Genomic DNA, 25485 nt, shown 5'->3' with positions numbered 1-25485 from the left:
GGCTGCCCTTCTGCTGCGCGCGAAAGGGCAAACCGTCCGGATGGGTGGCTCAGGCTGCCGTCGGATAATCCGTATAGCCCCTGGCGTCGCCGCCATAGAACGTCGCCTTGTCGGGGGCGTTGAGTTCAGCATTCCGCTTCAACCGGCTGACGAGGTCGGGATTGGCGATGAACAGCTTCCCGAACGCGACAAGGTCCGCCTTGCCGTCGGCAACGGCCTTTTCGGCCAGTTCCTTGTCGTAGCCATTGTTCACCAGCCAGGCACCGCGTCCGCCAGCCTTGTGATAGGTGGCCTTGAGTTCCGCGTAGTCGAACGGCTTGTCGCCTTGGCTGAAGTCGCGCGCGCCGCCGGTCGCGCCTTCCACGATATGGATATAGGCCAGGCCCCGGCTGCCCAGGCCCGCCACCACATGGTTGAACAACGGCTGCGGATTGGCATCCGAAGTGTCGTTGGCGGGCGTCACCGGCGACAGCCGGATTCCGGTTCTGCCGGCACCGACAGCGCCCGTGACCGCGTCGACCACCTCGAACAGGAAGCGCGTCCGGTTCTCGATGGAGCCGCCATAGTCATCGGTGCGATGGTTGGTGCCCGAGCGCAGGAACTGGTCGACGAGATAGCCATTGGCACCATGGATCTCGACGCCGTCGAAACCCGCTACCTCGATCGCCGCCTTGGCGGCGCGGCGGAAATCGTCGACGATGCCGGGGATTTCGGCCGCATCGAGCGCGCGCGGCTCGGAGGTCTCGGCGAACTCGCCGCTGCCATCCGGCTTGACCAGGAAGGTCTTGGAGTTTGCCCTGATCGCCGACGGCGCCACCGGCTTGCCGCCGCCGGGCTGCAACGAAACATGTGAGATGCGTCCGACATGCCAGAGCTGGACCACGATCTTGCCGCCGGCTCTATGGACCGCGTCCGTGACACGCTTCCAGCCGGCAAGCTGGTCCGCCCCATAGAGACCTGGCACGTCGGCATAGCCCTGGCCCTGATGGCTGATAGCGGTGGCCTCCGTCACGATCAGCCCGGCCGTGGCGCGCTGACCATAATAGGTGACCGAGAGGTCGCCGGGGACCGCATTGGGTGAACGATTGCGCGTCAGCGGCGCCATGACGATGCGGTTCGCCAGCGCCAGGTCGCCGGCCTGCAGCGGATCAAAGAGTGTAGTCATGAGAAAAAAGCCTTTCATGGGGGACGGGGGGAGGATTGTCAGAGATCGGACAGGGCGGCCTGGAAGGCGGCGATGGTTTCTTCATTGCGCTTGTAGAAGACCCATTGGCCGACCCGCCGTGTCGTGACGAGGTCGGCCGAGGCCAGCGTCGCCAGATGCGCCGAGACGCTGGACTGCGCCAGGCCGCGACGGTCGAACTGGCTGGCGCAGACACCCATCTCGAGCGGATGCGCCTGGGCGGCGAAGTGCCGTTCGGGCTCCTTCAGCCACGCCAGCACGTCCCGCCGAAACGGATGCGCCAGCGCCTTCAATATGATGTCGTTGTCCATCTTCACCTGCATCGATCTTAACCGATATATAGATCGGCTAGAGACGATATGGCAGGAATACCATTCCATTCTTGCCGGCGATCGGAGAAAGCGGCACCCCGGACGAGTTCTTCTCGTACCCCAAGACCGACCGCACGTGCGCCTTCCTCAGCAAGATACTCAGGCATTGAAGGCACGGCATCCCGCCGCGCTTTAGGTCGCCTCTTCCGGATTGCCCCCAATCGCGAACGCGACCCGGCCGGCGGGCCCTCTCAAAAGCGCGATGGCGAGGAAGGCGATCACGCCGGTCGCGGCGGCGGCCACCAGCACCCACAGCGAATTGGCGACGGATGTGCGCGCCATCATGAAGGCGAGCGCGAACGGCGCGAAGGACGATGTGAACTGGCGGGCCGCACTCGCCCAGCCCAGCCGCGCGCCATAGCCTTCGCGGCCGAAGAGCTCCAGCGGCAAGGTGCCGCCGACGATGCTGGTGAGGCCGGAACCGAGGCCGAACAGGAACACGAACAGGAAGGCGCCGGGCAGCCATGGCGTGGTCAGCAGCAGCGCACACAGCCCGGCTGTGAGCAGCGACGCGGCGATGACGGCGAGATGCGTTTGCTGAAGGCGTCCGCCAAACAGCATGTTGACCAGCCGGCTGGCGACCTGCGCCGGCCCGAACAGGGTCGAAACGAAGAGGCCGGCGGTGCCCAGCCCAAGTGCCGCCGTCAGCGGCACCATGTGGATGAGGATTGCCGACAGCACGAAACCCTCGGTGGCGAAACCCGCCAGCATGAGGAGAAACGCCACCCGTCCGCGGCGCGGATCGAGCGGCGCGCCCGCTTCATGCGCCAGGGCTCGTCCCTCGCCTTGCGGCGCGGCCGTCGCGTGGCGGCGCGACAGGCGCATCAGCCGGGCGTGGATCGGCAGGCAGAGCCCGAGGTTCAGCACCGCGAACAGCAGGTAGACCTCGCGCCATGTCAGATGGGCATGCAGCGCCGAGGTCAGCGGCCAGAACAGGGTCGAGGCGAATCCCGCGATGAGCGTCAGGTGGGTGATGCTGCGTTGCGGCCTGGGGACTCCGATCTGCACGATCGCCACGAAGGCGGCGCTGTAGAGGACGAAGCTGGAAGCCAGCTCCATCGCCAGCAGCGCGAGAACGAACGTCACCCGGCCGGGCGACACGGCGCACAGCGCCAGCGCCATGGCGGCGGCGACCGAGCCGATGGTCATGATGCGCCCGGCGCCGAAGCGGTCGGCCCAGCGCCCCGCCGTCGGCGCGAACAGGCTGCCGGCGAACAGCGAGGCTGAGAGGGCGCCGAACACCCAGCCTTGCGTGAGGCCGAATTCCCTGGCCATCGCCGGCGCCAGGATCGAGAAGCTGTAATAGAGCGTGCCATAGCCGATGATCTGGGTCAGCCCGAGCCCCCAGATCGCCTTGCGCAGGGCGGACCGGTCAGGCATCGACGCCGGCCGCCACGACTTTCCTGGCCTTGGCATCGGTTCCGCAGCCGCAGCCCGACGCGCCACTTGCCTTGGCGTCGGCATCCCTGACACAGCAGGCATCGACAGTGGCGGGAGGAGGCCCGCCGCAGCAACCCGCGCTTTCCGGTCCGGTCACGACATCGGCGCTGCACACGCCGGTCTCCGGCAGCACCAGCCGCACCTCGCGGGCCGCTGCGTGATCTCCGGCAATATCGGCGACCACGGAACGGACCTGCTCGTAGCCGGTCGCCATCAGGAAGGTCGGGGCGCGGCCGTAGGATTTCGAGCCGACGATGGTGAAACCGGGTTCGGGATGAGCGAGTTCGCGGATGCCATGCGCCGGAACCGTGCCGCAGGAGTGAAAGTTCGGATCGATCAGCGGCGCCAGCGCCGGCGGCGCTTCGACAACGGGATCGAGCGCGATGCGGATTTCGCTGAGGAACGACAGGTCGGGCCGGAAGCCGGTGGCCACGACGATACGGTCGACGGCAAGGCTGAACGGCTTGCCGGCCAGGCTGGCGTCGACGGCGAGCTCCTCGCCCCGCATTGCGATGCGGTTGACGGCGAAGGGAGCCAGCATGTTCAGCCTGCCGTCCGCCATCGCCTGCTTGGCGGCCAGGCCAAGCGCGCCGCGTTCGGGCAACTGGTCGTTCAGCCCGCCGCCAAGCAATCTTTCGACGCTGCCGTGGCGCAGCGCCCAGAAGATCTCGGTGCCCGGTGCCGCGTCCTGCAGCTCCATCAGCGCCAGCGCGACGTTGATGGCCGAATGCCCGCCGCCGATGACGAGGACGCGCTTGCCCGCATAGTCTTTTCTCGCCTTGCCGACCACGTCGGGAATGCCGTAGGCGATGCGCGCCGCGGCCGCGCCTTCGCCGGCAACCGGCAACCCGTCGACGCCGATCGGGTTCGGCCGCCACCATGTTCCGGAGGCGTCGATGACGGCGCGTGCGAGAACGCGGTGCTCGCCGCCGGAATCGCGATAGCGGATGACGAAGGGGGCGTCCTTGCGTCCCTCATTGGCGACCTTGTCATGTCCCTGGCGGGTGATCGCGGTGACCTCGGTGCCGAGCTTCAGATTGGCGGCGATCGCGGGAAGTGCGGCGAGCGGCGCCAGATAATCGCGCACGATCTCGCCGCCGGTCGGCAGGCCGCGCAGGGCCGGCGCCGTCCAGCCGGAGCTGTCGAGCAGCGCCCGCGCCGCCGCGTCGATATTGTATTCCCAAGGCGAGAACACCCTCACATGGCCCCATTCGAGCAGCGCCGCGCCAACGCTTTCACCGCGTTCGAGGATGAGCGGACGGATGCCGCGCTCGACGAGATGCGCGGCGGCGGCGAGGCCGACCGGGCCAGCGCCGATCACCGCGACGGGAAGGTTTGCCATCATGTCCATTGGTTCGATCCTTCTGGTATCTTCGAATTATTGAGGCAAAAAAATCAAGCCAGCGCCTTGCCGACGGCGGGCGCGCAACTGGCATCGGCGCAGCACTCGTCGGCAAGATAGCCGATCAGCGCGTTCATGCCGGGATAGTTGGCGCGGCAGATCAGCGTCGTCGCTTGCCGCTCCTGCGTCACCAGACCGGTGTCGACCAGCCGCTTGAGGTGATGCGACAGCGTCGAGGACGGAATGTCGAGCTTGCCCTGGACGCTGCCCACGGGCAGCCCGCCCTCGCCGGCGCGCACCAGGATGCGGTAAAGCTGAAGCCGCGTCGGGTTGCCGAGCGCTTCGAGCTGGGAGGCTGCTTTTTCGAGTTTCATCGAAATAATCTACACGGCACTTCTCGAGCCGTCAAGACTATTTCGAAAAATATGGAAATATGATCAGCCGGCGCGCTTGCCCGCGATGACCACCTCGCCATCCTCCTTGGTGAACGCGCCGATCTCCGGGTTGGGCAGGATATCCAGCACCCTTTCCGACGGCCGTGCCAGGACGACGCCGAGCGGGCTGACGACGATCGGCCGGTTGATCAGGATCGGATGCGCCAGCATGAAATCGAGCAGCTCGTCATCGGACCATTTCGGATCGGCAAGGCCGAGTTCGGCATAGGGCGTGCCCTTCTCGCGCAGCAACTCGCGCGGTGTCATGCCCATCGCCGCGATCAGCTCGACCAGTCTTTGCCGTGACGGCGGCGTCTTCAGATATTCGATCACCTCCGGCTCCTCGCCGGACTGTCGGATAATCGCCAGCGTGTTGCGCGACGTGCCGCAGGCCGGATTGTGATAGATGGTGACGGTCATTTCGCGGCCCTCTCTGTCGACATGGTGTTGCTGACGGCGGCGCCCTGTTCGTACCAGCCCTTGCTGCGGTTGACGATCCACACCACCGACAGCATGACCGGAACCTCGATGAGGACGCCGACCACGGTCGCCAGCGCCGCACCCGAATCCAGCCCGAACAGCGCAATCGCCGCCGCCACCGCCAGTTCGAAGAAGTTCGACGCGCCGATCAGCGCCGAGGGCCCGGCCACGCAGTGCCGCTCGCCTGTGATGCGGTTGAGCAGATAGGCAAGGCCGGAGTTGAAGTAGACCTGAATCAGGATCGGCACCGCCAGCAGCGCGATCACCAGCGGCTGGGCGATGATCTGCTCGCCCTGGAAGCCGAACAGCAGCACCAGCGTCGCCAGCAGCGCAACCAGCGACAAGGGCTGCAGCGCGGCCAGCAGCGCATCGAGCCCGCCCTGCCCCTTCGCCGCCAGCAGCCGGGCGCGGACCAGCTGCGCGACGATCACCGGCAGGATGATGTAGAGCGCCACCGACAGCACCAGCGTGCCCCATGGCACGGTGATCGCCGACAGGCCGAGCAGCAGCCCGACGATGGGCGCGAAGGCGACGATCATGATCGCGTCGTTCAGCGCCACTTGCGACAGCGTGAAATTCGGCTCGCCGCGCGTCAGGTTCGACCACACGAACACCATTGCCGTGCAAGGGGCCGCGGCCAGGATGATCAGCCCGGCGATGTAGGAATCGATCTGCGCGGCGGGCAGCCAGGGCCGCAGCAGCCAGCCGATGAAGAGCCAGCCCAGCAGCGCCATCGAGAACGGCTTCACCGCCCAGTTGATGAACAGCGTCACGCCGATGCCGCGCCAATAGGTGCCGACGCTGGCCAGCGAGGCGAAATCGACGCGCAACAGCATTGGCACGATCATCAGCCAGATCAGCACGGCGACGGGAATGTTGACCCTGGCGATTTCGGCCGCCGCGATGGCGCCGAACACGCCCGGCAGCAAATGGCCGAGCGCCACACCGGCGACGATGCACAGCGCCACCCACACCGTCAGGTATTTCTCGACGAAGCCGATGCCGGGCCTCGGTGCCTCGCCAGCGTTCAGAACGTGATCGGTCATGATGGGGGTTCCTTGGCTCAGCCGGCCTTCGGCAGGTTGCGGCCGATCTCGTCCAGCCGCTTCTGCAAGGCGAGCTTGTCGACCATGTTCACCGGCAGACTGACGAAGGTCGAGATCCGGTTGTTGAGCATGCGGTAGGCTTCGGCGAAGGCGAGATGCTTTTCGGCGTCCGTGCCTTCGACGGCAGCGGGATCGGGAATGCCCCAATGTGCCGTCATCGGCTGCCCCGGCCAGATCGGACAGGACTCATTGGCGGCGTTGTCGCAGACCGTGAACACGAAGTTCATCTCCGGCGCGCTGGGAACCGCGAACTCTTCCCAGCTCTTCGAGCGGGCGAAAGACGTGTCGTAGTTGAGGCTTTTCAGCAATTGCAGCGCGTAGGGATGCACCTCGCCTTTCGGCTGCGATCCGGCCGAATAGGCCTTGAACTTTCCGGCGCCGACACGGTTCAGGATCGCTTCGGCAAGGATCGACCGGGCCGAATTGCCGGTGCACAGAAACAGCACGTTGAATGTCGGATTGCTCATTGGCGATTGCTCCCACACAAGATTAACAGCCGCACGCCACGGCATTGATGACGGGACGGCAGAGCTCCGGCGCCCCGTTGCAGCAATCTTCCATCAGATAGGCCAAAAGGTCGCGGAAGCCGGTCATGTCGGCGACATAGCGCACGATGCGGCCGTCGCGTTCGGGGCGGATCAGCCCCGCATGGGCCAGCACCTTCAAATGCGCCGACATGGTGTTCTGGACCGTATTCAGCCTTGTGGCGATCTCGCCCGCCGCAATGCCTTCCGGACCGGCGCGCACCAGCAGCCGGAAGACATCCAGCCGCGTCTCCTGGCCAAGCGCGGCCAGCGCGTTCAACGTGCCTTTTTTATCCATATATCCGAATCCTTGGATTTATGGATTTCTAGATACCGCCTTCCCTGCGATCTGTAAAGCGATCTGGAGGCAGCGCCTTCGCCTGCCACTATACGACCGCCATCACCTTTCCCGTATCGTGCTGGCGCACGAAATCCACGCGGGCGCCGTCCCAGTGGTAGCTGTAATGCCGGCCCTGGACCGGAACGGTGATCGCGTCCGGCCAGAAGATACCGATGCAGCCCCCGCCCCGTCTGCGCACGCTGTTCCACACCAGCCCGTCGCTGCCGGCGGCCCGCAGGGCGCGCCCTTCCGCCTGCGAGGCGGTGTAGTCGTCCGGGTCGAGCACGCCGGGCACCGCGTTCACGTCGTCGAGGTCGCGGTCGACACTGCCGATCAGCACGCGGAAATCCGCCGTCCAGCCCGCATCCTCGTCGGTGGCGCGCATGAATTTCTGATGGTGGTGGATGGTTTCGGCCAGCGCCACCTCCTCGCTGTCGCCGGCATAGTAGATTCCGTAGCTGCCATCCGAGAACCGGCCCGGCCGCAGCGTCGAACAATGCACGAAGGGCGCCATCACGAAGCTGGCGCCGGGGCCGGAAACCCGCCTTGCGGCCGGCACCTTGCCGAGATCGCCGAGTTCGAGCCGGATGCGCGGGTTCGTCTTCTCCTCGACGGCGGCCAGCGCCTCCCAGTCGCGCGGGTCGGCAATGTCCTCGAAGAGGTCGATCGGGGGATGAATGGAGCGGATGATGCGGAAGGTCTGGTGCCAGTCGACGCGGCGACGGACCGCAAGCCCACTCACCATGCACCACGCTCCGCATCGAGCCATTCGCGCATCGCGGCGAGATCGGCGATTTCTCCGCGCAGCATCAGGTCGAGGGCCGACTGGCCGCCGAAGGTGGCATTGGGCTTGCGGATCCAGGCGTAGCCGCGCGCCGGCTCGGTGAAGAGATAGCGCAGGCCTTTGTGGATGCCCATCAGATGCGCCATGCGGGTGCGCAGGTCGCGGTCGATCCGGCCGATGCCGCCTTCCTTCCATCGTGCCCAGGTGCGCGCCGACATGCCGCCGAGCAGGATGCAGGCCTCGCTATCGGTGAGATTCCAGGCCTTGAACAGGTTGACCGTGGTGCGCGCCAACGCGCCCGCCTCGTCGTCGGTAATGACGCTGCCAACCGTGGACGGCGTGGTGACTATGGGCTGAAGCTGCATTTTCGCTCCCTCGCTATTGGCAGAGATATAGCATGTATTTGCCAAATGGCAAGGAGAGGGCCCAGCCGCCGCAGACCGGAAGCGTCGTGTTGAACGCTCGTGGGCGGTTTACGCGCTGTACTCGTTACACTGATTCAAGTCCCGAGCAGATCCATGTTACCCCAAGTGAGCTTGGAGCCATGAAGCGTAACCTTGATTACTGCCCTTATGTCGTGTGGCTTATCGGAAATCAGCAAGCGATCCGTTGTCACATTGACGTTTGCAATCAGGGCATCGTCCTCTAGCAGACAATAAAGTGGGCTTTCGTCACCTTCAGTTTCGGAGCCAAGTGAATTGATCTGGTCTAAGGGAGGCACTCGGAGGGCATCAAACAACGTCTTCAGACGGTTATCTATATCACCGCCGTGCCCTATAAGATGTCCGGGGGGCTCAGTTCGCATAAACAGGATATCAAGCGAGCAATATAGTGCAGCTTTGCTAGTTACGAGCGGGACGAATTCCTTTGAGCCCCGTTGCTCAAGAACAGCGATTTCTCCCTGCACAGGGGGCGTTGTCCTGATCCATTCTTTGTGGCCCGATAAAGGGAACTGGTCCCATAGCCGCTTCATCTGGGGGTGGACATGCCTACGCAAAGCGTGAATCTCAACTAGAGATGCCTGTTTGCGAGGCTTGATCGGCTCGTCTATCCATAGTCGAAAATGCATTCAGCTACCCTCTGCATAATTTGGACGAGTCCCGCCCCGCCTGACTACTCCCGCACCCGTCCCTGTTTCGACCACACGTACAGGATCACGGAATTTAAGGAAGGACGGCCAACCGGCCGGGATAGGATGCCGGCTTGATGAGTGAACGATGGTGTGTGTTGCGCCCCGAGCCTCTTCGGCCGTCCTGGCCCGACGAAACGTATTCTCGGCCACCTCAATCAACTCCTCTACGACTGACCAGACAGCGATGCGGCTCGCTTCATCTTCTTCAAACTGAGCCGCTATTTTGGAGGCCATCGCCATGTCACTGAAGTACAAATTGGCTGAGCAATTGAGAATCTGAAACCTGTTGACGTGCACGACATCTGCGGTTTTTTTCAAACGCACAACGTCCCCGCTTTTTTCAGGGATCGTATAGCAACCACCGTCGTACGCCAGAAAAAGCAGTCTAGGAGATATAGGTAAGGCAATGATTGCCCCAGCGTTTGAAAGACCGAAGTTCGTCGCGCCTAACTTCTGTATATAATATCGATTGGTGCTTATAGACGGGTCATCTGAGGTAACAAATTCCAACTCTGTCTCATTTCTGACAACCACTGTTTTGAGGTCATCCAGCACATCTCTACGGTCTCGGTAGGCACCCATAGTTAGCTGGACTAGCTCCAAACGCGACATTGGCTTCCATCGCTGAGCCTGCTGCTCTTCACGACGAAAGATAACGTCCTCATTCATCTGTTGCATTTGATCGACACGGCGTACAGCATTGTCTGTGCGAAGACGCTGCAGGAAGGCGAAATTTAGCAATGAGAATAATTCTGCATCTTCTTTTGCGCCATTTCGCGCCTCAATATTGCGTATAGTCGAGGCATACAAACCTTCTATTGCTTGGAATGCCTTCTCGACCTCAAGGTCGTGCCCATAGAAGTAATCTTTTGAACACTGCCCCGAAGCTGATGCCCCCTCAATTATTTTACCTGACCGAATGTTATACAAATTCAGGCATGTGCCCTCGCCATTTAGCGTGAAGGGCCTGAGATGACACCTTGGGACATAATGCTGATTCTTGTTCTGAGCCATAGCCGTTCATCTACCACGGCCGACGAATGCTGACGAAGTCGTTGCGCAATATCGGGAGCTGTGGACAACTCAGCGCCACCGCCGGACTGCGGGCACCCGGAACAAGAGCGCGGCCGAGACCGCGCCCTTTCTTGTCCGTCAGCGCCGACGCTTGCCAGCTGCAAATAGCTGAGGCCTTACTCCGCCGCCTCATACCCCGCGATGCCCTTGATCTCGAGGAAATCCTCGAGCCCGTATTCGGCATATTCGCGGCCGTTACCGGACTGCTTGTAGCCGCCGAACGGCAGGCCGGCGTCCCAGGTCGGATAGTTGATGTAGACGTTGCCGGAGCGCATGCGCGCCGCCACGTCGCGCGCCTTCTTGATGTCCTTGGCCTGGATGTAGGAGGCCAGGCCGTAGACGGTGTCGTTGGCCTGCTCGACCGCCTGTTCGACGGTGTCATAGGGCAGGATCGCCAGCACCGGCCCGAAGATCTCCTCGCGCGCGATGCGCATGTCGTGCGTGACGTCGGCGAACACCGTCGGCCGGATGTAGTAGCCGCGGTTGAGTTCAGCCGGCCGACCGGGGCCGCCCGCGACCAGCGTCGCGCCTTCGTCGATGCCGCTCTGGATGAGGTCCTGGATCTTGTCGAACTGGACCTGGCTGACCACCGGGCCAAGCCTGGTGCCAGCGGCGTCAGCGGGACCGACGGTGAACTTTTCCGCCGCGGCCTTGGCATAGCCCGCCGCCTCGTCATGGCGGTCGCGCGGCACGAACATCCGCGTCGGCGCGTTGCAGGACTGGCCGCTGTTGCCGAAGCAGCCGGCGACGCCCTTGGTGACGGCGGTGGCGAGATCGACATCCGGGAACAGGATGTTGGCCGACTTGCCGCCAAGCTCCTGGTGCACGCGCTTGACCGTGTCGGCGGCGGCCTTGGCCACCAGGATGCCGGCCCGCGTCGAGCCGGTGAACGACATCATGTCGATGTCGGGATGGCTGGACAGCGCCTGCCCGACACCCGGGCCGTCGCCGTTGACGAGGTTGAAGACGCCCTTGGGCACGCCGGCCTCATCGATGATCTCGGCGAAGATGATGGCATCGAGCGGCGCGATCTCGGACGGCTTCAGCACCATGGTGCAGCCGGCGGCAAGCGCCGGACCCACCTTGCAGGTGATCTGGTTCAGCGGCCAGTTCCACGGCGTGATCAGGCCGACGACGCCGATCGGCTCCTTGACGATCAGCGAAGAGCCCTTGACGTGACGGAACTGGAACGACTTCAGCACCTCCGCCATCTTCTGCAGATGCGCCAGCCCGACACCGACCTGGCTGTCGAGCGCGAACTGGCGCGGCGCGCCCATCTCGCGTGACACGGCCAGCGCCAGATCGGCGCTGCGCTTCTTGTAGACCTCGATGACGCGGTACAGGATATCGAGCCGCTCTTCGACCGACGTGAAACCGAACGTGTTGAAGGCGCGCTTGGCGGCGGCCACCGCCTTGTCGACATCGGCCTTGGAGCCAAGCGAGATCTGCGCGAAGGCGTCCTCGTTCGACGGATCGATGACATCGAGCGTGTTGGGCACGACAGGATCGACCCACGCGCCATCGATATAGAACTGCAGATTGTGTGACATGGTTTGCTCCTAGGGGGTGTGCCGCGTGGCCGTGCCGACCGTCATATCTGGCTAGAAATAACGATGCACAAACAGCGCTGTCAAACGCAACCCCCGAAATGGTTGAGCCAGCGCGCCAGTCGTTGAGCCAGGGGCCAGCACCTGCCTGGTGAGGATGACTACAGCAACGTATGTCCAGCCTCGACCAGAAGCCGCCTCGCGGCGGCCTGATCCGTCGCTTTCACCAGGAGATGGTCGCCATCGAAGGTGGACACCACGAAGATGCCCAACCCGTTTTCCGACAACGGCCTGATGACCGACAGCACGATACCGGTCTCGCCGAAGGCAAACGGCCCTTCGAATTTGAAGGCGACCCAGTCGCTGTCCTGCCTGACGGCATCCGGAACGCGATCCTGCAGGCAGACGATCGAAAGTTCGTCGTCGGTCCTGGTGATGCTGACAAAGCCGGGCCCGTCCGCCCAACCGGGAATGGCGTCGCCCGGCTCGAGCCGCGAAATCGCGTAAAGCCTGGGAAGTTGCTTCAATCTGATCCTGGCAGTCATTGTCGAGTCCCGCTCTTCCGATTGCCGGCTATCGCGCCAGTTTCTTGCTCATATAGACCGTCATGCCGCCCATGAACGGCTCTTCGCGGTCGATTACATAGCCGTGCCGTTTGTACAGCGACACATTGGCCTCGAAGGCGCCATTGGTCAGCAGCCGAAGCTCGCGCCGGCCGGCTTCACCCGCCCTGCGCTCGGCCTGTTCCAGCAGCAGCCGGCCGATCCCCCTGCCCTGCGCCAGCGGCGCGACGCAGACATTCTCGATCCAGAGATGATCCTCGGCCAGCATGGTTTCGATCATCCCCACCATGCGGCCCTCCTCGATGGCGAGATCGAACGAATGCTCGGCAACGGCCTTGTCGTAGTCGGCGCGCATGGGCAGCGGCTCGCGGCCGATCAGCGGCACCCATTTGGCATAGGCGGCGCGCACGATATCCCTGATGGCTGTGGTATCAGCGGGTTCGGCCGGCCGAAGCCGGATGGAAGTAACGATGGTCATCACAATGCTCCAGACATGGAAAACCCCGCCGGCGGTTTCGCGGGCGGGGCTGGGAAACGAACGAACCGGATCTATCGTGCCGGTCTTTGTCGTCGCGCGATCAGCTTGCCGCTCCGCATTGTGCGGGAGCGGCGTCGCTTGGTGTTGGCGGGCGCAAGGACGAACATGGCGTCAAGCTGGAACAGGAGCAGCGGCGCTGTCAAGACGGCCGCTCGATCGGTAATGTCCCATATCGGCGACGCGGTTCTGGCCTTCAGGTCCGCCGAGCAGGGAATCGCTATATATGCTTTGCCGTAACGGCCGTAACGGCAATTGATCGATGGACAAGATATGACCGGAACGCTGAACAAGACGGTGCGGATGGTCGCCATCCTGAACCTTGGCTATTTCGGAATCGAGTTTGCCGTGGCTGTCTGGATCGGATCGGTATCGCTGTTCGCCGACAGCATCGATTTTCTCGAGGATGCATCCGTCAACCTGCTGATCATGGTCGCGCTGGGCTGGACCATCCGCAATCGAGCGCGGCTCGGAATGGCGCTGGCGGGGGTACTTCTGGTTCCGGCTTTGGCGACCCTTTGGACGGCCTGGGAGAAGTTCAACATTCCAATTCCGCCGGCGCCCGTTCCGCTGACGCTGACCGCCGCTGGCGCGATCCTCGTCAACCTGACATGCGCGCTCATGCTCGCTCGCTATCGCCATCACAGCGGCAGCCTCACTCACGCGGCATTCCTGTCGGCGCGCAACGATGTCCTGGCGAATGTGGCAATCATCGCCGCCGGCCTGGTCACGGCATTTGTGTGGAACTCGGCCTGGCCGGACATTGTCATTGGCCTTGCAATCGCCGCCATGAACGCGGACGCCGCCCGCGAGGTTTTCACCGCCGCGAGACGCGAGTTCGCGGAAAGCCAAATCCCAAGCTGAGACACGACCGCCCGCTCGGGCACGCCCCTTGCCGGATTGGGTCTCGCCTATCTGCCCGAGGACCAGGTGACGCCCTGCCTGGCCGACGGCCGGCTGGTGCGGGTGCTTGCCGACTGGTGCGCGCCCTTCGCCGGCTACCACCTCTATTACCCCAGCCGCCGCCAGGCGACGCCCGCCTTCTCGTTGCTGGTCGACGCGCTGCGCTATCGCGGCTAGGGCCGAAAAACGGAACCCGGTTTACGGAAAAGATTGTGCTCAAACAAACGGATAGAGTCCCATCCCGATTTCCTTCCGGATGGAACAGTCGCCAGAGCGTAGTCCATCTGGACTGCATCTGGGAGTGTTCTATCTTCCAGGCTGAACGTGATCTGACGGAAGCACCGGAGCAATCGCCGTGACCGACCCCGATCTTACCGACACCTATCTCGGCTACATCACCTGCCTCAACAATCAGGACTGGCGAAACCTCCACCGGTTCGTTCATGACGAGGTGCACTACAATGGCGACCGGATCGGACTGGCCGGATACCGCAAGATGCTGGAACGGGACTTTTCCGAAATTCCCGACCTCTATTTCGACATCCAGCTGCTGGTCTCCGATACGCCGTTCATAGCCAGCCGGCTTCAGTTCAACTGCACGCCAACGGCAAATTTCCTTGGCCTGCCCGTCAACGGCAGGAAAGTCTCCTTCAGCGAGAACGTTTTCTATGAATTTCTCGACGGCAGGATCAGGCATGTCTGGTCGGTCATCGACAAGGCGGCCATCGAAGCGCAGCTCTAGGTGCGGACGGCCTGCAAAGGTCGGTTGATCCAGGTCGCGAATCTTGCCCGGCAAGACCATCTCGCGGAGGACAAGCAAAATGCTGCCCTGTTGTTCAACGCAGCATCGCTCAAAGGTCACGGCATGGATCCTAGGGTCTCCGCGACGTCGCTTCGCGACTGCTACGCCCTAGGATGACGAAGGCACTGTGGCCTTTGGCCAATCACAAACATCAGAGCCTGGCATCATGCCAACCGCTGACTTTCGAGAATAGCTGAGGCACCTTCTCTTCGTCATCCTAGGGCGGAGCAAGGAGCGAAGCGACGCGGCGCAGACCCTAGGATCCATGCCGTTACGGCAATCGAAGAGTGCAACGGTCCGCCATCATCCAGCGCGCGCCGTCATCCCCTGTGCGGTCAGATTGAGTCGCCCATGGGTCGGGCGTTTCCCCTTATTGCGCTGCAGGCGAATGAGCGGCACCGGCTCCGGCGATGAAAGAAACCGTTCGTAAAAATCGATCATTCTAACCATAACAATTCGTTGGAAAGATTGGTGTAGGAATGGCATTCCTCCGGCCTACTCGCCTGGAGCATTGCATTGTCTTTCCTTACCCACATCGCGAACGATATTCCCAACAGCCTGATTTCCGCCGATTTGGCCGAGCGCCGGAACCGCCTCAATTCGGTGTGGAATGGGATCATCCCCGGCATCGTCCTTGTCGCCATGATCACGGGCGTCGCCTTCTCGGCCCGCAATGTCTCCGGCTTCGCTTTGTTCAGCCCGATGATCCTCGCCGTCGTCGCCGGCATGATCTACTCCAATGTGCTCGGCACGCCCGCCCACGCCAGGGCCGGCATCGCCTTTTCGCAGCGCCGGCTGTTGCGCTTCGCCATCGTGCTGCTCGGCTTCCAGCTGACGCTTGGCCAGGTGGTGTCGATCGGCGCCGGCGGCGTCGGCATTGTTGCACTGACGCTCGGCACCACCTTCGTCTTCACCGTCACGCTCGGCTGGCTGATCGGCGTCGACGCCAGGCTGGCGCAGCTGATCGCCGCCGGCACCTCGATCTGCGGCGCCTCGGCCATCGTCGCCACCAACATCGTCACCGATGCACGCGACGAGGACGTCACCTACGCCGTCGCCTCTATCACGCTGTTCGGCACCGTCGCCATGCTCGGCTTCCCGCTGCTGGCGCCGGTGCTGGGGCTCGACCAGCACGCTTTCGGCCTGTGGGCTGGCGCCTCGATCCATGAGGTGGCGCAGGTTATCGGCGCCGGCTTCCAGAACGGCACCCAGTCCGGCGAGATCGCCACCGTCGCCAAGCTCACCCGCGTCGCCATGCTGGCGCCTATGGTCATCGCGCTCGGCCTGATGGCGCGCCGCAAGAGCAGCGATCAGGCAAGCGATCAATCCGGGGCGCGGCCGCCCATGCCGTGGTTCGTCGCCGCTTTCGTCGCCGTCGTGGCGCTGAACAGCCTGGTCGCGGTGCCGGCCGAAGTGAAATCGGCGATGGCGATAGCCACCACCATCATGCTGACCATGGGGCTGGCCGCCATGGGCCTGCAGGCCGATATTTCGCAGCTGCGCTCGCGTGGCCTGCGCCCGCTGGCGCTCGCCTTCTCGGCCTTCCTGTTCATCGGCGGCTTCAGCCTGATGCTGGTGAAGTTCGCCTAGGTAGCAGCCCCTTCGATCGGCGCGATTGGGAATCGAAACCATATCGGCTAGGCTCCTTGCATCAGCACGCGAGCCCAACCAATCCATGCCGTTCGTTCCCCTGCCCTTCGTCGTCGCTCTGTTGCTGTTCATCCTGCTTTGGGTGGTCGCCAGGCGTGAGGACGAGGCCGCACCCAACCTGCCTTTTCTGGCACTGATCCTGCTCGCCGCGCTGCAATCGGTGCTCACAGGACTGCGTTGGGGCTATGGCATCAGCGCCGTGGGCTACATCGCGCCCGTATCGGCCGCGATCATGCCATCGTTACTCTATGCCGGCGTCTCCAAGCTCGTGCGCACCAGCGACCGCCAATGGCCGGCCTCGCTGGCACTCCATGCAACGCCCGCCGCCATCGTCTTCGTGCTGGTGATTGTCTGGCGCAATGCGGTCGACATGGCACTGATATTAATCGATTTCATCTATGCCGCCGCCATCCTCTGGTTGTTGCGCTCCGGCGCCGATGGGCTGCGCCTGGCGCCGTTCGACGGCGCGGTCCCGGCCTACCGCGCCATTCTTTTCGCGGCTGTGACGCTGTGCCTGTCGGGAATGGTCGACTTGCTGGTGTCCTTCGAGGTGGCATCCGGCCACAGCGACCGCGCGGCGACGGTGATCGGCATCGCCAACCTTTTCATCCTCGTCATTGTCGGCGTGGCGGCGGCAGCGGCCAGCCAAAGCCATGTCCCACTCAACGCGGCCGAGCCCGCCGAGACCTTCTCCCCGATCGACACCGGTGAAGACGCCGACACTCTTCGTAGGGTCAACGAACTGATGCAGGAGAAGAAGCTCTATCGGGACGCCAACTTGAACTTGAATCGCCTTGCCCGTCGAGCCGGCATTCCGGCACGACAGATTTCGGCGGCGATCAACCGGATCAAGGCCAGGAACGTCTCGCAATATGTCAACGAACATCGCATCGCCGAGGCCTGCCGGCTGTTGAGCGAGACCGGCCAGCCGGTGACCGAAATCATGCTTGCGGTCGGGTTCCAGACCAAATCAAACTTCAACCGCGAGTTTCGCCGCGTGACGGATATAACGCCGCTCGCCTGGCGGGAACGGAACACGCAATCGCCCTCGCTTGCGAGCCCTGTGGGCGGATGAAATCCGGCGGCACCGTTCGCGTCGAGCGGTACTAAATCGCGATGGTGGACGTTCTCGATCGCGATCGAGGTCGCGGGCTTCGCTCCGATCCGCTGATATCGCGGCGTCAACACAGCGACCGAACACGACCGCCAACTGACACAGAAGCTGAAGCCATTGGGCTCCAGCCGATGGCGCGAGCGTTCGGCAATGGAGATCTCAATGAAATTCTGGATCACGCTTTGCACCATCATGGCTTCCGCGATGCTGATGCAACCCTCGGCCGGCGCCAGCGACAGCGTCGGCGTTCGTCGGTTTTCGGCCCCTTCCAAGGAGCGCGGCATCGACCTCGACGTGACGGTCTGGTACCCGGCCCAGCCAGGCGGCGACACGGTCACGCTCGGCGACACCGCGCTTTTCGTCGGAACGTCCGCCATGCGCGATGCGCCAATCTCCAGCGGCAAGTTCCCGCTCATCCTGCTTTCACACGGCGCCGGTCTTGCGGGAACCCCGCAGGCGCTGAGCTGGATCGCGACGCCTTTGGCCAGGCAGGGATTCATCGTCGCCGCCCCCACGCATCCGGGAAATACGGGACCAAACAGATCCGCCGCCGAGACGATGAAACTTTGGCTGCGGCCCGCCGATCTCACGGCAACCTTGGACACGACGGAGAAGAACGTCTTCTTCAGGGATCATCTTGAGCAAGCCAAAGTGGGGGTTCTCGGTCTTTCGATGGGCGGCAACACAGCGCTTGCGATAGCCGGGGCGCGTGTCGATCCAAAACTCCTCGCTGCCTATTGTGATACGGATCTGCTCAATGCTTCGCTTTGCGACTGGGTCCGGCAAAGCGGGGTTGATCTTCATGCCATGGATTTGCGGCCGGCCGGTCGTGACAACAGGGATGCGCGGATTCATTTTGCCATGGCGATTGATCCCGCCCCAACCGATGTCCTTGAGGCCAGAAGCCTTGCCGGCATCAGAATTCCGGTCGCTATCGTCAATCTTGGCCGACCGGGAAAGATCCCAGTGACCGCCGATGCCTCCGGGATCTCAAAAGCGATTGCAAATGCCAGTTATGCGACGATCGAGGGCGCGAGCCATTACAGCATGTTCGCCGAATGCAAGCCCGGCGCTCCCAGCATCATTGCATCCGAACAGATCGGCGACCCGATTTGCGACGATGGCGGAGGGCGATCGCGCGGTGAGATTCACGCTCGGCTGATCGACATGGCGACCGCCGCTTTCAATCGCGCGCTGAAGACCGATCCGTAGGCGCTGCCGCCTGCTGTCAGGGCGTCGTTCAGTCCTCGAAGGAACTCGTCGCGACATAGATCGCCGCCAGCGTCTCTATGCCGGCCTGGTCGGCCTGGTCGAAGCGCCCAGGCAGCGGGCTGTCGAGGTCGAGCACGCCGAAGACGCCTTCATCGTCTTCGAGCAGCACGACCAGTTCCGAGCGCGAGTCGGCATCGCAGGCGATGTGGCCGGGAAAATCATGCACATCCTTGATCAGCATCGAGGAGCCGAGTTCGACCGCGGTTCCGCACACGCCCTTGCCGACGGCGATGCGCACGCAGGCCGGCTTGCCCTGGAACGGCCCCAGCACCAGTTCCTCGTCGGATGCCAGGAAATAAAAGCCGGCCCAGTTGAGGTCCGGCACCATCTGGAAGATCAGCGCGGCGGTGTTGGCGGCGTTCGCAATCGAGTCGCGCTCGCCCTCGAGCAGCGCCTTCAATTGCGTGGCGAGGTCGCGGTAGAACGCGGCCTTGTCAGTGGTATCGATGGCCTTGGCCGCAAACATGGCTTGTCTCCGTACTCAGAATCGCGGTTGCTTCGACAGGCTGTCAAACTCGGCATGCCCTGTACCAAACGACCACCGGACGACACTAGCGTGAATCCCATCCACTCCGAAAGCCGCAAGATCAGGATTGCAGCCGCCGTCATCGCCGACGCATCGGGCAGATTGCTGCTGGTGCGCAAGCGCGGCACCAGCGCCTTCATGCAGCCCGGCGGCAAGATCGAGCCGGACGAGGAGCCGGTCGATGCCCTGGTGCGCGAATTGCGCGAGGAACTCGGGCTGGTGATCGACCCGGGCATGGCTTCCCGGCTCGGCCTGTTTTCGGCCAAGGCGGCCAATGAGCCTGACAGCACGGTCGAGGCGGAGTTGTTCGCCCTCACTTTTGCCGCACAGCCGATCGAGAGCCAGCCGGCAGCGGCGGCCGAGATCGAGGAGATGATCTGGCTGGACCCCGCCTCGACCCACGACATCGAGCTCGCGCCGCTGACGCGCGACGTGGTGCTTAGGCTGAGTGGAAAGTAGCGCGAGCCCTACATCGGACGCTTGGGTTCGCCCTTTGGCGGACTGGCCGTGTCGGAATCGGATTTCCGATGCTTGTCGGCGGCAATCCTGCGGATGCGGTCGAAGCGGCTTTCCTCGGTTTTTTCGGTCGTGACGACCGTTTCTGGCTTCCGCACGAACGTGATCATGGATCCGTCTCCTGGGCTAGAGGCCTGCGCGCCGGGAGAAATCCCCCGGCGGTAATCCCGGTTCCTAGAACCGGCGTAGATTCAGGTCAGGCCGAGTCGAAAACGGCTGATACCGAGAACCGGAGCGGAGCGTACTTGGGTACGTGAGCACCGGAAGCGAAGGTATCAGCCGTTTGCAGACCGGCATCACCTGAATCTTAGTAGCCGCCCATGCCGCCGCCATTGCCGCCCGCGGGCGCTGCGTCCTTGGCCGGAATGTCGGTGATCATGGCTTCGGCGGTGATCAGAAGCGCGGCGATCGAGCCGGCGTCCTGCAGTGCGGTGCGCACCACTTTCGCCGGATCGACGATACCCGCCTTGATCATGTCGACATAGACCTCGTTCTGGGCGTCGAAGCCCTGATTGTGGTCCTTGCTGTCGGTAAGCTTGCCGACGACGATCGAGCCTTCGACGCCGGAATTCTCGGCGATCTGGCGGATCGGGGCTTCCAGCGCGCGAAGCACGATGGAGATGCCGGCAGTGACATCGTCATTGGCGCCGGTCAAGCCTGCAAGCGCCGACCTGGCACGCAGCAGAGCCACGCCGCCGCCGGGCACGATGCCTTCTTCAACCGCCGCGCGCGTTGCGTTCAGCGCGTCGTCGATGCGGTCCTTCTTTTCCTTGACTTCCGACTCGGTGACGCCGCCGACACGAATGACGGCAACACCGCCGGAGAGCTTGGCCAGCCGCTCCTGCAGCTTTTCCTTGTCGTAGTCGGAGGTGGTCTCCTCGATCTGGCCCTTGATCTGCGCGACGCGCGCCTGGATGGTCGCCTTGGTGCCGGCGCCGTCGATGATCGTGGTGGTGTCCTTCTCGATCAGCACGCGCTTGGCGCGGCCGAGCATGTCGATGGTGACGTTTTCGAGCTTGATGCCGAGATCCTCGGAAATCATCTGGCCGGCGGTGAGCACGGCGATGTCTTCCAGCATCGCCTTGCGGCGATCGCCGAAGCCCGGCGCCTTGACCGCCGCGACCTTGAGGCCGCCGCGCAGCTTGTTGACAACCAGCGTGGCCAGAGCCTCGCCTTCGACGTCTTCCGAAATGATGAGCAGCGGCCTGCCGTTCTGGACGACCGCCTCAAGGATCGGCAGCATCGCCTGCAGATTGCCGAGCTTCTTCTCGTGGATGAGCACGTAAGGCTCTTCCAGTTCGACGCGCATCTTGTCGGCATTGGTGACGAAATAGGGTGAGAGATAGCCGCGGTCGAACTGCATGCCCTCGACGACGTCGAGTTCGGTTTCGGCGGTCTTGGCTTCCTCGACGGTGATGACGCCGTCATTGCCGACCTTGTCCATCGCCTTGGCGATCATCTCGCCGACGGTTGCGTCGCCATTGGCGGCGATGGTGCCGACCTGGGCGATCTCGGCCGACGACTTGACCTTCTTGGCCTTGGCCTTGATTTCCCCGACGACGGCGGCGACGGCCTGGTCGATGCCGCGCTTGAGGTCCATCGGGTTCATGCCGGCGGCGACCAGCTTGGCGCCTTCGCGCAGGATCGAGGCGGCCAGCACCGTGGCGGTGGTGGTGCCGTCACCGGCGAGGTCATTGGTCTTCGAGGCCACTTCGCGCACCATCTGCGCGCCCATGTTCTCGAACTTGTCGGCAAGCTCGATTTCCTTGGCGACGGTGACGCCGTCCTTGGTGATGCGCGGCGCGCCATAGGCCTTGTCGATGATGACGTTGCGGCCCTTGGGGCCGAGCGTGACCTTCACCGCATTGGTGAGGATCTCGACGCCGCGCAGCATGCGGTCGCGCGCATCGGTGGAGAATTTGATTTCCTTGGCAGACATTTTTTATCCAGTTCGTTCAGAGGGAGTGAGGTCAGGCGGCTTTCTTGGCGGCCACGGTCTTCTCGATGACGCCCATGATGTCGGCTTCCTTCATGATCAGAAGGTCCTCGCCGTCGATCTTGACCTCGGTGCCCGACCATTTGCCGAACAGGATGGTATCGCCGGCCTTGACGTCGAGCGGAACAAGCGCGCCATTTTCGTCGCGTGCGCCAGGTCCAACAGCGATGACTTCGCCTTCCTGCGGCTTTTCCTTGGCATTGTCCGGGATGATGATGCCGCCCTTGGATTTGATATCACCTTCGGCGCGCCGGATGACGACGCGATCGTGGAGTGGCCGAAACTTCATGAGAACTTCTTTCTGGGGCCGGCATAGGCGGCCGCGTCTCTCATATAGGCGCTTTGGCACTCGATAGATAGGAGTGCCAAAAATTATTCGCGGGCGGAATTAAATATTCAAAAGTATTATTTCGGACTGCCGTTTCGTGATATCGGAACCAAGTCAAATATTTCAAAAGATTGAATTTTGCCGATCGAGCACCTATTTATCGGACAAGTTCATTTGCACGATTTCAGGCACAAGGGAGATTTCTTCGATGGCCGAAGGCAATCAGACGATCATGGAAAAAGCTGAAGCCCGCTTTGTCGACAAGCAGAAGAAAACGGCGGAGCGCAACAAGGCAACCGCTGAATACATGTCCGAAGCCAGGGCCCGGGAGATCAAGACCGCAAGGCTCAGGGAATTGCGGCTGGCCAAGGAAGAGGCAGACCGCGTCGCGGAAGCCCTGAACCCGACGCCGAAGAAGAAGCGCGCGGTCAAGAAGGTGGCCGCAACGGAGGTCAAGACATGAGCCTGACATTCCCCAACCGCAGCCGCAGCTATGACGAAGCCGGCAAGCGCATCCGTTTCGTCGGCCATGACGGAATGTTCCAGATTTCGTTTTCCGTCGCCGCCGACGCCATGACCAGGATGCAGCCGGCGACAGCGGCCAACGAGGCCGGTTACCTCGCCACATTCGACACCGAGAGCAGCGCCATCCGCGACGTGGCGGCCAAGGCCTACGACCGCACCCGCAAGAGCATGTATGTGCTGACGGCCGCCGATTTCGGCTGATCAGCCTTGGGTGTGTTGAGATTGAGGTGATGCCGGCCTGCGAACGGCAATTTTCTGCGCTTCCGGTGCTCACGTACCCAAAAGTACGCGGCGCGCCGGTTCTCGAAAACCACCATTCTCGGCTCGGCCTGACCTGAATCTCAACACACCCTGGTGCATGTCGGTCAGAAGTGGTCTCGGTTTTGAGACAACGACATGCATGAAACGACGATTAAAGGTCCATGTTCTCGACCATCGTGCGTATCTTCTCGGCCTTTTCGAAATGGTCGAGGCGGTGGGTTCTGATCCACCATTCGGCTGCTTCCATCAGCAGTTCGGTGTCGTCGTTCCTGTTGGCGAAAAACGCGTAGAACGACACGCCGACGGCAGGCCCTTTCTCGGAAATCTTGCGGTCGCAGACCTCCAGTATCTTTTGCTTCAGGCTCGCTCTCACGGGAATCCTCTGGTTTCGGTGCGGCGGGGTCTTGGCCCTCGCTCTGGGGCGGTGGCCGGAACGCTCAATCCTTGCGCTCCGCCCTCTCCCGGCGTCTGACGTCGCGGACATTCATCTGCACGACCATGTCCTCCGCCTCGCGCGGGTTCATGCCGACCATCACTTTTTGCCTGACCACCGCTGGCTGGCCGGTGAAGACATCGACAATGGTCCAGCTCTGGGGAAGCTCCATGCGCAGTGTGTAGCGATTGGCCATGCTGGCTTGCCTCAGCCCTGCATCATGAAAAACACCACGCCCAGGATCAGCACCGTCCAGGCGATGACCGACAGCTTTAACAGCATGCCGCCATGCTCGGCCAGCAGCTTTCGCAGGCGCGGCACGACGCCCGCCGACCGGACCGGCGCCGCCACCAAGGCGACGGGTGCCTTGGCACCGAGTTTTCCAAAGATGGGCAGCAACGACGGTTCACGCACGAAATTGACCTCGGATGTCGGGAAGAAGCCGGAGCAAGGGCGTCCTGGCTCCTTCCATAGCACCCTTTCGCGAACGCTCCGCATGCCAAATGAAGATAGGCGCCTTTGGTGGCCGGCCTACGCCGCCTTCTCGACCTCGATCGCACGCAACGCTTGATACGATGGACATTTTCGCAGACTCGCCAAGCTTTGCGTTGGCCATCATTTGTGTCAGGCTCCGGTCAGGGGGAACCTATGACTTGGATTACAAGTTGGACCGTCGAGCAATGGGTTGCTGTGCTTGCCATAGCGGGCGCAGCGATTGCTTGGACAACTTCCGGCTTGGTGCGAGCCTTTACCTACCGAAGAGAGCAGCAACAGCGCGAATGGACGCGTGTCTACGAATTGCTAAGGATCCTGTACAATAAAGATCATGAGCACGGGCATTGGGCGCAGATCGCTGCGATCAACGAGCTAAAGACACTGACGCATAATCGCGAGGGTGTAACCCGGATCGCCAAGGCGATAAGGGAGTTCTGGGCCCAAGACGGTGGAAACCAGCTAATACTTAGCGAACTTGACCTGCTTATCGCAGGCAGAAACTAAACCACTCTCGGCACACGGGTGCCACAGGCCTACGAAAATGCTCACGTGCGGATTTTCGGCCCGGCCTTGCTGCATCGACCCTTACGCAGATTCCGGCGACATCCAGATAGTAAATCGGACCTCTTGGCACTGGCGCTTTCACAGACAGTGGATTCCGTAAGCGGCCAGAAACGGCACGCTGCGGCAGCCAGCCTCAAGCCGCGGCGCTGCGGCCTTTCATGCCGGCTTCGGTCTTGAAAATGCGGAAGGTGTTGCGGCCCGCCGCCTTGGCGGCATAGAGCGCGGTGTCGGCCTGTATGAACAGGTCGCACGGCGCGCCTGTAGCGGCGAAGGCGATGCCGACCGAGGCGCCGAGCTTGAGCGACTGGCCGCCCGCGGCGACCGGCTCGCCCATCGCCTCGATGATGCGGCGCGCCAGTCCGGAGACGGCGCCACGGTCGAGATGCGCTCCAAGCAGCACCGCGAACTCGTCGCCGCCGACGCGCGCCACCAGATCCGCCTCGCCGCAGCCATCGGCAAGCCGCTGCGCCGCCGTCTTCAGGCACTCGTCGCCGACGACATGGCCGAACGTGTCGTTGACCGCCTTGAACCCGTCGAGGTCGATCAACAGCAGGGCGCCGAGCGGGCGGTCCTCGTCCGTATGGGCGAGCCGCGCCTGGAACCGACCGCGGTTGGCAAGTCCGGTCATGGCGTCGAACTCGGCCAGATGGCGCATACGGTCCGACTGGCCCTTCTCCTCGGTGATGTCCTGCTTCATGCCAAAGATGCGCACGGGCACGCCCTCCTCGCACTCGACGGTCGCGGTGATGCGGATCCAGCGGCTGCGCCCGGCGAAAGTGGTGATCTCGGCGTCGAGGGTGAAGCCGCTGCGCTCCTCGATCGCCCGGCTGCGCATCGTCTCCAGCGCCTTGCGCGACTCCGCCGGGTAGCACTTGATGATCTCCGCGCGATCGAGCACGGAGCCGCGCGGCAGGTCGAACAGGTCATAGACCACGTCGGTCCACTGCAGTTGCACATCGGGCAGACTGCACTCCCACACGCCGAGGCGCGCGGCCACCGAGGCGCGGTCGAAGATCTTGCGGCTATGGGCCAGCGAAACTTCCTGCCTGGCGATCAGCGCCGCCTGTGCCGCGAGTTCGGCCTTGAGCCGGGCGATGGTGGCGGCATCGCGACGAAGCTCGTCGGAACGGCTGTCGTGCCCCTCCCGCTTGCCGGCGCGCGGAGCATCGGCCCGCGCCGGGCCTTTCGGGATGTAGGGCGTATCGGGCATTGCGGAGCTCTGCTGTCCTGGCGGGCGACTACCAT

General features: G+C 63.0%; 32 protein-coding genes and 2 pseudogenes. 11 read left to right on the top strand and 23 right to left on the bottom strand.

The window, feature by feature from the left end; all coding sequences use genetic code 11:
- Positions 1 to 49: 49 nt before the first annotated feature.
- Together AC56QP_RS28215 and AC56QP_RS28210 are read right to left on the bottom strand one after the other, a co-directional pair.
- Positions 50 to 1165, bottom strand: a complete 1116-nt coding sequence (locus AC56QP_RS28215; protein WP_489862505.1) for an alkene reductase — start codon at positions 1163 to 1165, stop codon at positions 50 to 52.
- Positions 1166 to 1203: 38 nt separating this feature from the next.
- A complete protein-coding gene (locus AC56QP_RS28210) occupies positions 1204 to 1494 on the bottom strand; it encodes an ArsR/SmtB family transcription factor (RefSeq protein ID WP_489863497.1) in 291 nt (96 codons plus the stop codon).
- 77 nt (positions 1495 to 1571) lie between these two features.
- On the opposite strand from AC56QP_RS28210, the pseudogene AC56QP_RS28205 reads away from it, so the two are divergent.
- Positions 1572 to 1664: pseudogene (locus AC56QP_RS28205) on the top strand (polar amino acid ABC transporter ATP-binding protein); the annotation flags it as partial.
- Between the two features lie 22 nt (positions 1665 to 1686).
- Here AC56QP_RS28205 and arsK read toward each other — a convergent pair.
- The 13 genes from arsK to AC56QP_RS28140 form a co-directional block, all read right to left on the bottom strand.
- Complete coding sequence (gene arsK / locus AC56QP_RS28200; protein ID WP_489862506.1) at positions 1687 to 2934, bottom strand: arsenite efflux MFS transporter ArsK; 1248 nt, start codon at positions 2932 to 2934, stop codon at positions 1687 to 1689.
- Positions 2927 to 4345, bottom strand: a complete 1419-nt coding sequence (locus AC56QP_RS28195) for an NAD(P)-binding domain-containing protein (RefSeq protein WP_489862507.1) — start codon at positions 4343 to 4345, stop codon at positions 2927 to 2929. Before AC56QP_RS28195 ends, arsK begins: the two co-directional genes overlap by 8 nt.
- 44 nt (positions 4346 to 4389) lie before the next feature.
- Complete coding sequence (locus AC56QP_RS28190; RefSeq protein ID WP_256752284.1) at positions 4390 to 4710, bottom strand: ArsR/SmtB family transcription factor; 321 nt, start codon at positions 4708 to 4710, stop codon at positions 4390 to 4392.
- A 63-nt stretch (positions 4711 to 4773) separates the two neighbouring features.
- On the bottom strand, positions 4774 to 5190 hold the full coding sequence (gene arsC / locus AC56QP_RS28185; RefSeq protein ID WP_489862508.1) for an arsenate reductase (glutaredoxin): 417 nt from the start codon (positions 5188 to 5190) through the stop codon (positions 4774 to 4776).
- Positions 5187 to 6296, bottom strand: a complete 1110-nt coding sequence (gene arsB, locus AC56QP_RS28180; RefSeq protein ID WP_489862509.1) for an ACR3 family arsenite efflux transporter — start codon at positions 6294 to 6296, stop codon at positions 5187 to 5189. The genes arsC and arsB overlap by 4 nt, the downstream gene beginning before the upstream one ends.
- Before the next feature lie 17 nt (positions 6297 to 6313).
- The gene (locus AC56QP_RS28175) at positions 6314 to 6823 is read right to left on the bottom strand and encodes an arsenate reductase ArsC (protein ID WP_489862510.1); all 510 of its coding nucleotides are present in this window, start codon (positions 6821 to 6823) and stop codon (positions 6314 to 6316) included.
- A gap of 22 nt (positions 6824 to 6845) precedes the next feature.
- Positions 6846 to 7178, bottom strand: coding sequence for an ArsR/SmtB family transcription factor (locus AC56QP_RS28170; RefSeq protein ID WP_489862511.1), 333 nt, complete (start codon positions 7176 to 7178; stop codon positions 6846 to 6848).
- Between the two features lie 88 nt (positions 7179 to 7266).
- Positions 7267 to 7965, bottom strand: coding sequence for an RES family NAD+ phosphorylase (locus tag AC56QP_RS28165; RefSeq protein WP_489862512.1), 699 nt, complete (start codon positions 7963 to 7965; stop codon positions 7267 to 7269).
- Entirely contained in the window at positions 7959 to 8369 is a 411-nt protein-coding gene (locus tag AC56QP_RS28160; protein WP_489862513.1) for an antitoxin Xre-like helix-turn-helix domain-containing protein, read from the bottom strand. Before AC56QP_RS28160 ends, AC56QP_RS28165 begins: the two co-directional genes overlap by 7 nt.
- Positions 8370 to 9073: 704 nt before the next feature.
- On the bottom strand, positions 9074 to 10150 hold the full coding sequence (locus AC56QP_RS28155) for a DUF4238 domain-containing protein (protein ID WP_489862514.1): 1077 nt from the start codon (positions 10148 to 10150) through the stop codon (positions 9074 to 9076).
- Between the two features lie 176 nt (positions 10151 to 10326).
- Entirely contained in the window at positions 10327 to 11760 is a 1434-nt protein-coding gene (locus AC56QP_RS28150; protein WP_489862515.1) for an aldehyde dehydrogenase family protein, read from the bottom strand.
- A 158-nt stretch (positions 11761 to 11918) separates the two neighbouring features.
- Entirely contained in the window at positions 11919 to 12302 is a 384-nt protein-coding gene (locus tag AC56QP_RS28145; protein ID WP_489862516.1) for an ACT domain-containing protein, read from the bottom strand.
- A gap of 28 nt (positions 12303 to 12330) precedes the next feature.
- On the bottom strand, positions 12331 to 12798 hold the full coding sequence (locus AC56QP_RS28140; protein ID WP_489862517.1) for a GNAT family N-acetyltransferase: 468 nt from the start codon (positions 12796 to 12798) through the stop codon (positions 12331 to 12333).
- Between the two features lie 330 nt (positions 12799 to 13128).
- Here AC56QP_RS28140 and AC56QP_RS28135 point away from each other — a divergent pair, with 330 nt between their 5' ends.
- From AC56QP_RS28135 to AC56QP_RS28110, 6 genes and pseudogenes are all read left to right on the top strand, one after another.
- Positions 13129 to 13719: a cation efflux transmembrane domain-containing protein gene (locus AC56QP_RS28135; protein ID WP_489862518.1), complete on the top strand. Its 591-nt coding sequence runs from the start codon at positions 13129 to 13131 to the stop codon at positions 13717 to 13719.
- A 12-nt stretch (positions 13720 to 13731) separates the two neighbouring features.
- Positions 13732 to 13935 (top strand): annotated as a pseudogene (locus tag AC56QP_RS28130) (LysR substrate-binding domain-containing protein); the annotation flags it as partial.
- 178 nt (positions 13936 to 14113) lie between these two features.
- Complete coding sequence (locus AC56QP_RS28125) at positions 14114 to 14500, top strand: ester cyclase (protein ID WP_489862519.1); 387 nt, start codon at positions 14114 to 14116, stop codon at positions 14498 to 14500.
- A gap of 576 nt (positions 14501 to 15076) precedes the next feature.
- The gene (locus AC56QP_RS28120; protein WP_489862520.1) at positions 15077 to 16150 is read left to right on the top strand and encodes a YeiH family protein; all 1074 of its coding nucleotides are present in this window, start codon (positions 15077 to 15079) and stop codon (positions 16148 to 16150) included.
- An 85-nt stretch (positions 16151 to 16235) separates the two neighbouring features.
- Complete coding sequence (locus AC56QP_RS28115; RefSeq protein WP_489862521.1) at positions 16236 to 17285, top strand: helix-turn-helix domain-containing protein; 1050 nt, start codon at positions 16236 to 16238, stop codon at positions 17283 to 17285.
- Between the two features lie 201 nt (positions 17286 to 17486).
- The gene (locus AC56QP_RS28110; RefSeq protein WP_489862522.1) at positions 17487 to 18536 is read left to right on the top strand and encodes an alpha/beta hydrolase family protein; all 1050 of its coding nucleotides are present in this window, start codon (positions 17487 to 17489) and stop codon (positions 18534 to 18536) included.
- Positions 18537 to 18564: 28 nt separating this feature from the next.
- Here AC56QP_RS28110 and AC56QP_RS28105 read toward each other — a convergent pair whose 3' ends face one another.
- On the bottom strand, positions 18565 to 19062 hold the full coding sequence (locus AC56QP_RS28105; protein WP_489862523.1) for a GAF domain-containing protein: 498 nt from the start codon (positions 19060 to 19062) through the stop codon (positions 18565 to 18567).
- Positions 19063 to 19152: 90 nt separating this feature from the next.
- Here AC56QP_RS28105 and AC56QP_RS28100 point away from each other — a divergent pair, with 90 nt between their 5' ends.
- Entirely contained in the window at positions 19153 to 19581 is a 429-nt protein-coding gene (locus AC56QP_RS28100; protein ID WP_489862524.1) for an NUDIX hydrolase, read from the top strand.
- 8 nt (positions 19582 to 19589) lie between these two features.
- Here AC56QP_RS28100 and AC56QP_RS28095 read toward each other — a convergent pair whose 3' ends face one another.
- The 3 genes from AC56QP_RS28095 to AC56QP_RS28085 form a co-directional block, all read right to left on the bottom strand.
- Positions 19590 to 19748, bottom strand: a complete 159-nt coding sequence (locus AC56QP_RS28095; RefSeq protein ID WP_167365270.1) for a hypothetical protein — start codon at positions 19746 to 19748, stop codon at positions 19590 to 19592.
- Between the two features lie 197 nt (positions 19749 to 19945).
- Complete coding sequence (gene groL / locus AC56QP_RS28090) at positions 19946 to 21577, bottom strand: chaperonin GroEL (RefSeq protein WP_489862525.1); 1632 nt, start codon at positions 21575 to 21577, stop codon at positions 19946 to 19948.
- 31 nt (positions 21578 to 21608) lie between these two features.
- The gene (locus AC56QP_RS28085; protein ID WP_091584984.1) at positions 21609 to 21923 is read right to left on the bottom strand and encodes a co-chaperone GroES; all 315 of its coding nucleotides are present in this window, start codon (positions 21921 to 21923) and stop codon (positions 21609 to 21611) included.
- Positions 21924 to 22170: 247 nt separating this feature from the next.
- Between AC56QP_RS28085 and AC56QP_RS28080 the strand changes: the two genes are divergently transcribed.
- Together AC56QP_RS28080 and AC56QP_RS28075 are read left to right on the top strand one after the other, a co-directional pair.
- Entirely contained in the window at positions 22171 to 22425 is a 255-nt protein-coding gene (locus AC56QP_RS28080; RefSeq protein ID WP_269907048.1) for a hypothetical protein, read from the top strand.
- Entirely contained in the window at positions 22422 to 22688 is a 267-nt protein-coding gene (locus AC56QP_RS28075; protein WP_172349346.1) for a DUF1488 family protein, read from the top strand. Before AC56QP_RS28080 ends, AC56QP_RS28075 begins: the two co-directional genes overlap by 4 nt.
- A 211-nt stretch (positions 22689 to 22899) precedes the next feature.
- On the opposite strand, the gene AC56QP_RS28070 is transcribed toward AC56QP_RS28075, so the two are convergent.
- From AC56QP_RS28070 to AC56QP_RS28060, 3 genes are all read right to left on the bottom strand, one after another.
- Positions 22900 to 23121, bottom strand: coding sequence for a DUF6500 family protein (locus tag AC56QP_RS28070; RefSeq protein WP_489862526.1), 222 nt, complete (start codon positions 23119 to 23121; stop codon positions 22900 to 22902).
- A gap of 64 nt (positions 23122 to 23185) precedes the next feature.
- Complete coding sequence (locus AC56QP_RS28065) at positions 23186 to 23377, bottom strand: hypothetical protein (protein WP_256752256.1); 192 nt, start codon at positions 23375 to 23377, stop codon at positions 23186 to 23188.
- Between the two features lie 11 nt (positions 23378 to 23388).
- Positions 23389 to 23595: a hypothetical protein gene (locus AC56QP_RS28060; RefSeq protein ID WP_489862527.1), complete on the bottom strand. Its 207-nt coding sequence runs from the start codon at positions 23593 to 23595 to the stop codon at positions 23389 to 23391.
- A gap of 234 nt (positions 23596 to 23829) precedes the next feature.
- On the opposite strand from AC56QP_RS28060, the gene AC56QP_RS28055 reads away from it, so the two are divergent.
- Positions 23830 to 24180 carry a hypothetical protein gene (locus tag AC56QP_RS28055; RefSeq protein ID WP_489862528.1) on the top strand — a complete coding sequence of 117 codons (351 nt, stop codon included), beginning with the start codon at positions 23830 to 23832 and terminating at the stop codon, positions 24178 to 24180.
- A 193-nt stretch (positions 24181 to 24373) separates the two neighbouring features.
- On the opposite strand, the gene AC56QP_RS28050 is transcribed toward AC56QP_RS28055, so the two are convergent.
- The gene (locus tag AC56QP_RS28050) at positions 24374 to 25450 is read right to left on the bottom strand and encodes a diguanylate cyclase domain-containing protein (RefSeq protein WP_489862529.1); all 1077 of its coding nucleotides are present in this window, start codon (positions 25448 to 25450) and stop codon (positions 24374 to 24376) included.
- Positions 25451 to 25485: the final 35 nt, after the last annotated feature.

This window comes from Mesorhizobium sp. RCAM 05104 (assembly GCF_059683645.1).
Note: the sequence above shows the minus strand (reverse complement) of the source record. Positions and strands in the feature narration are given on the sequence as shown.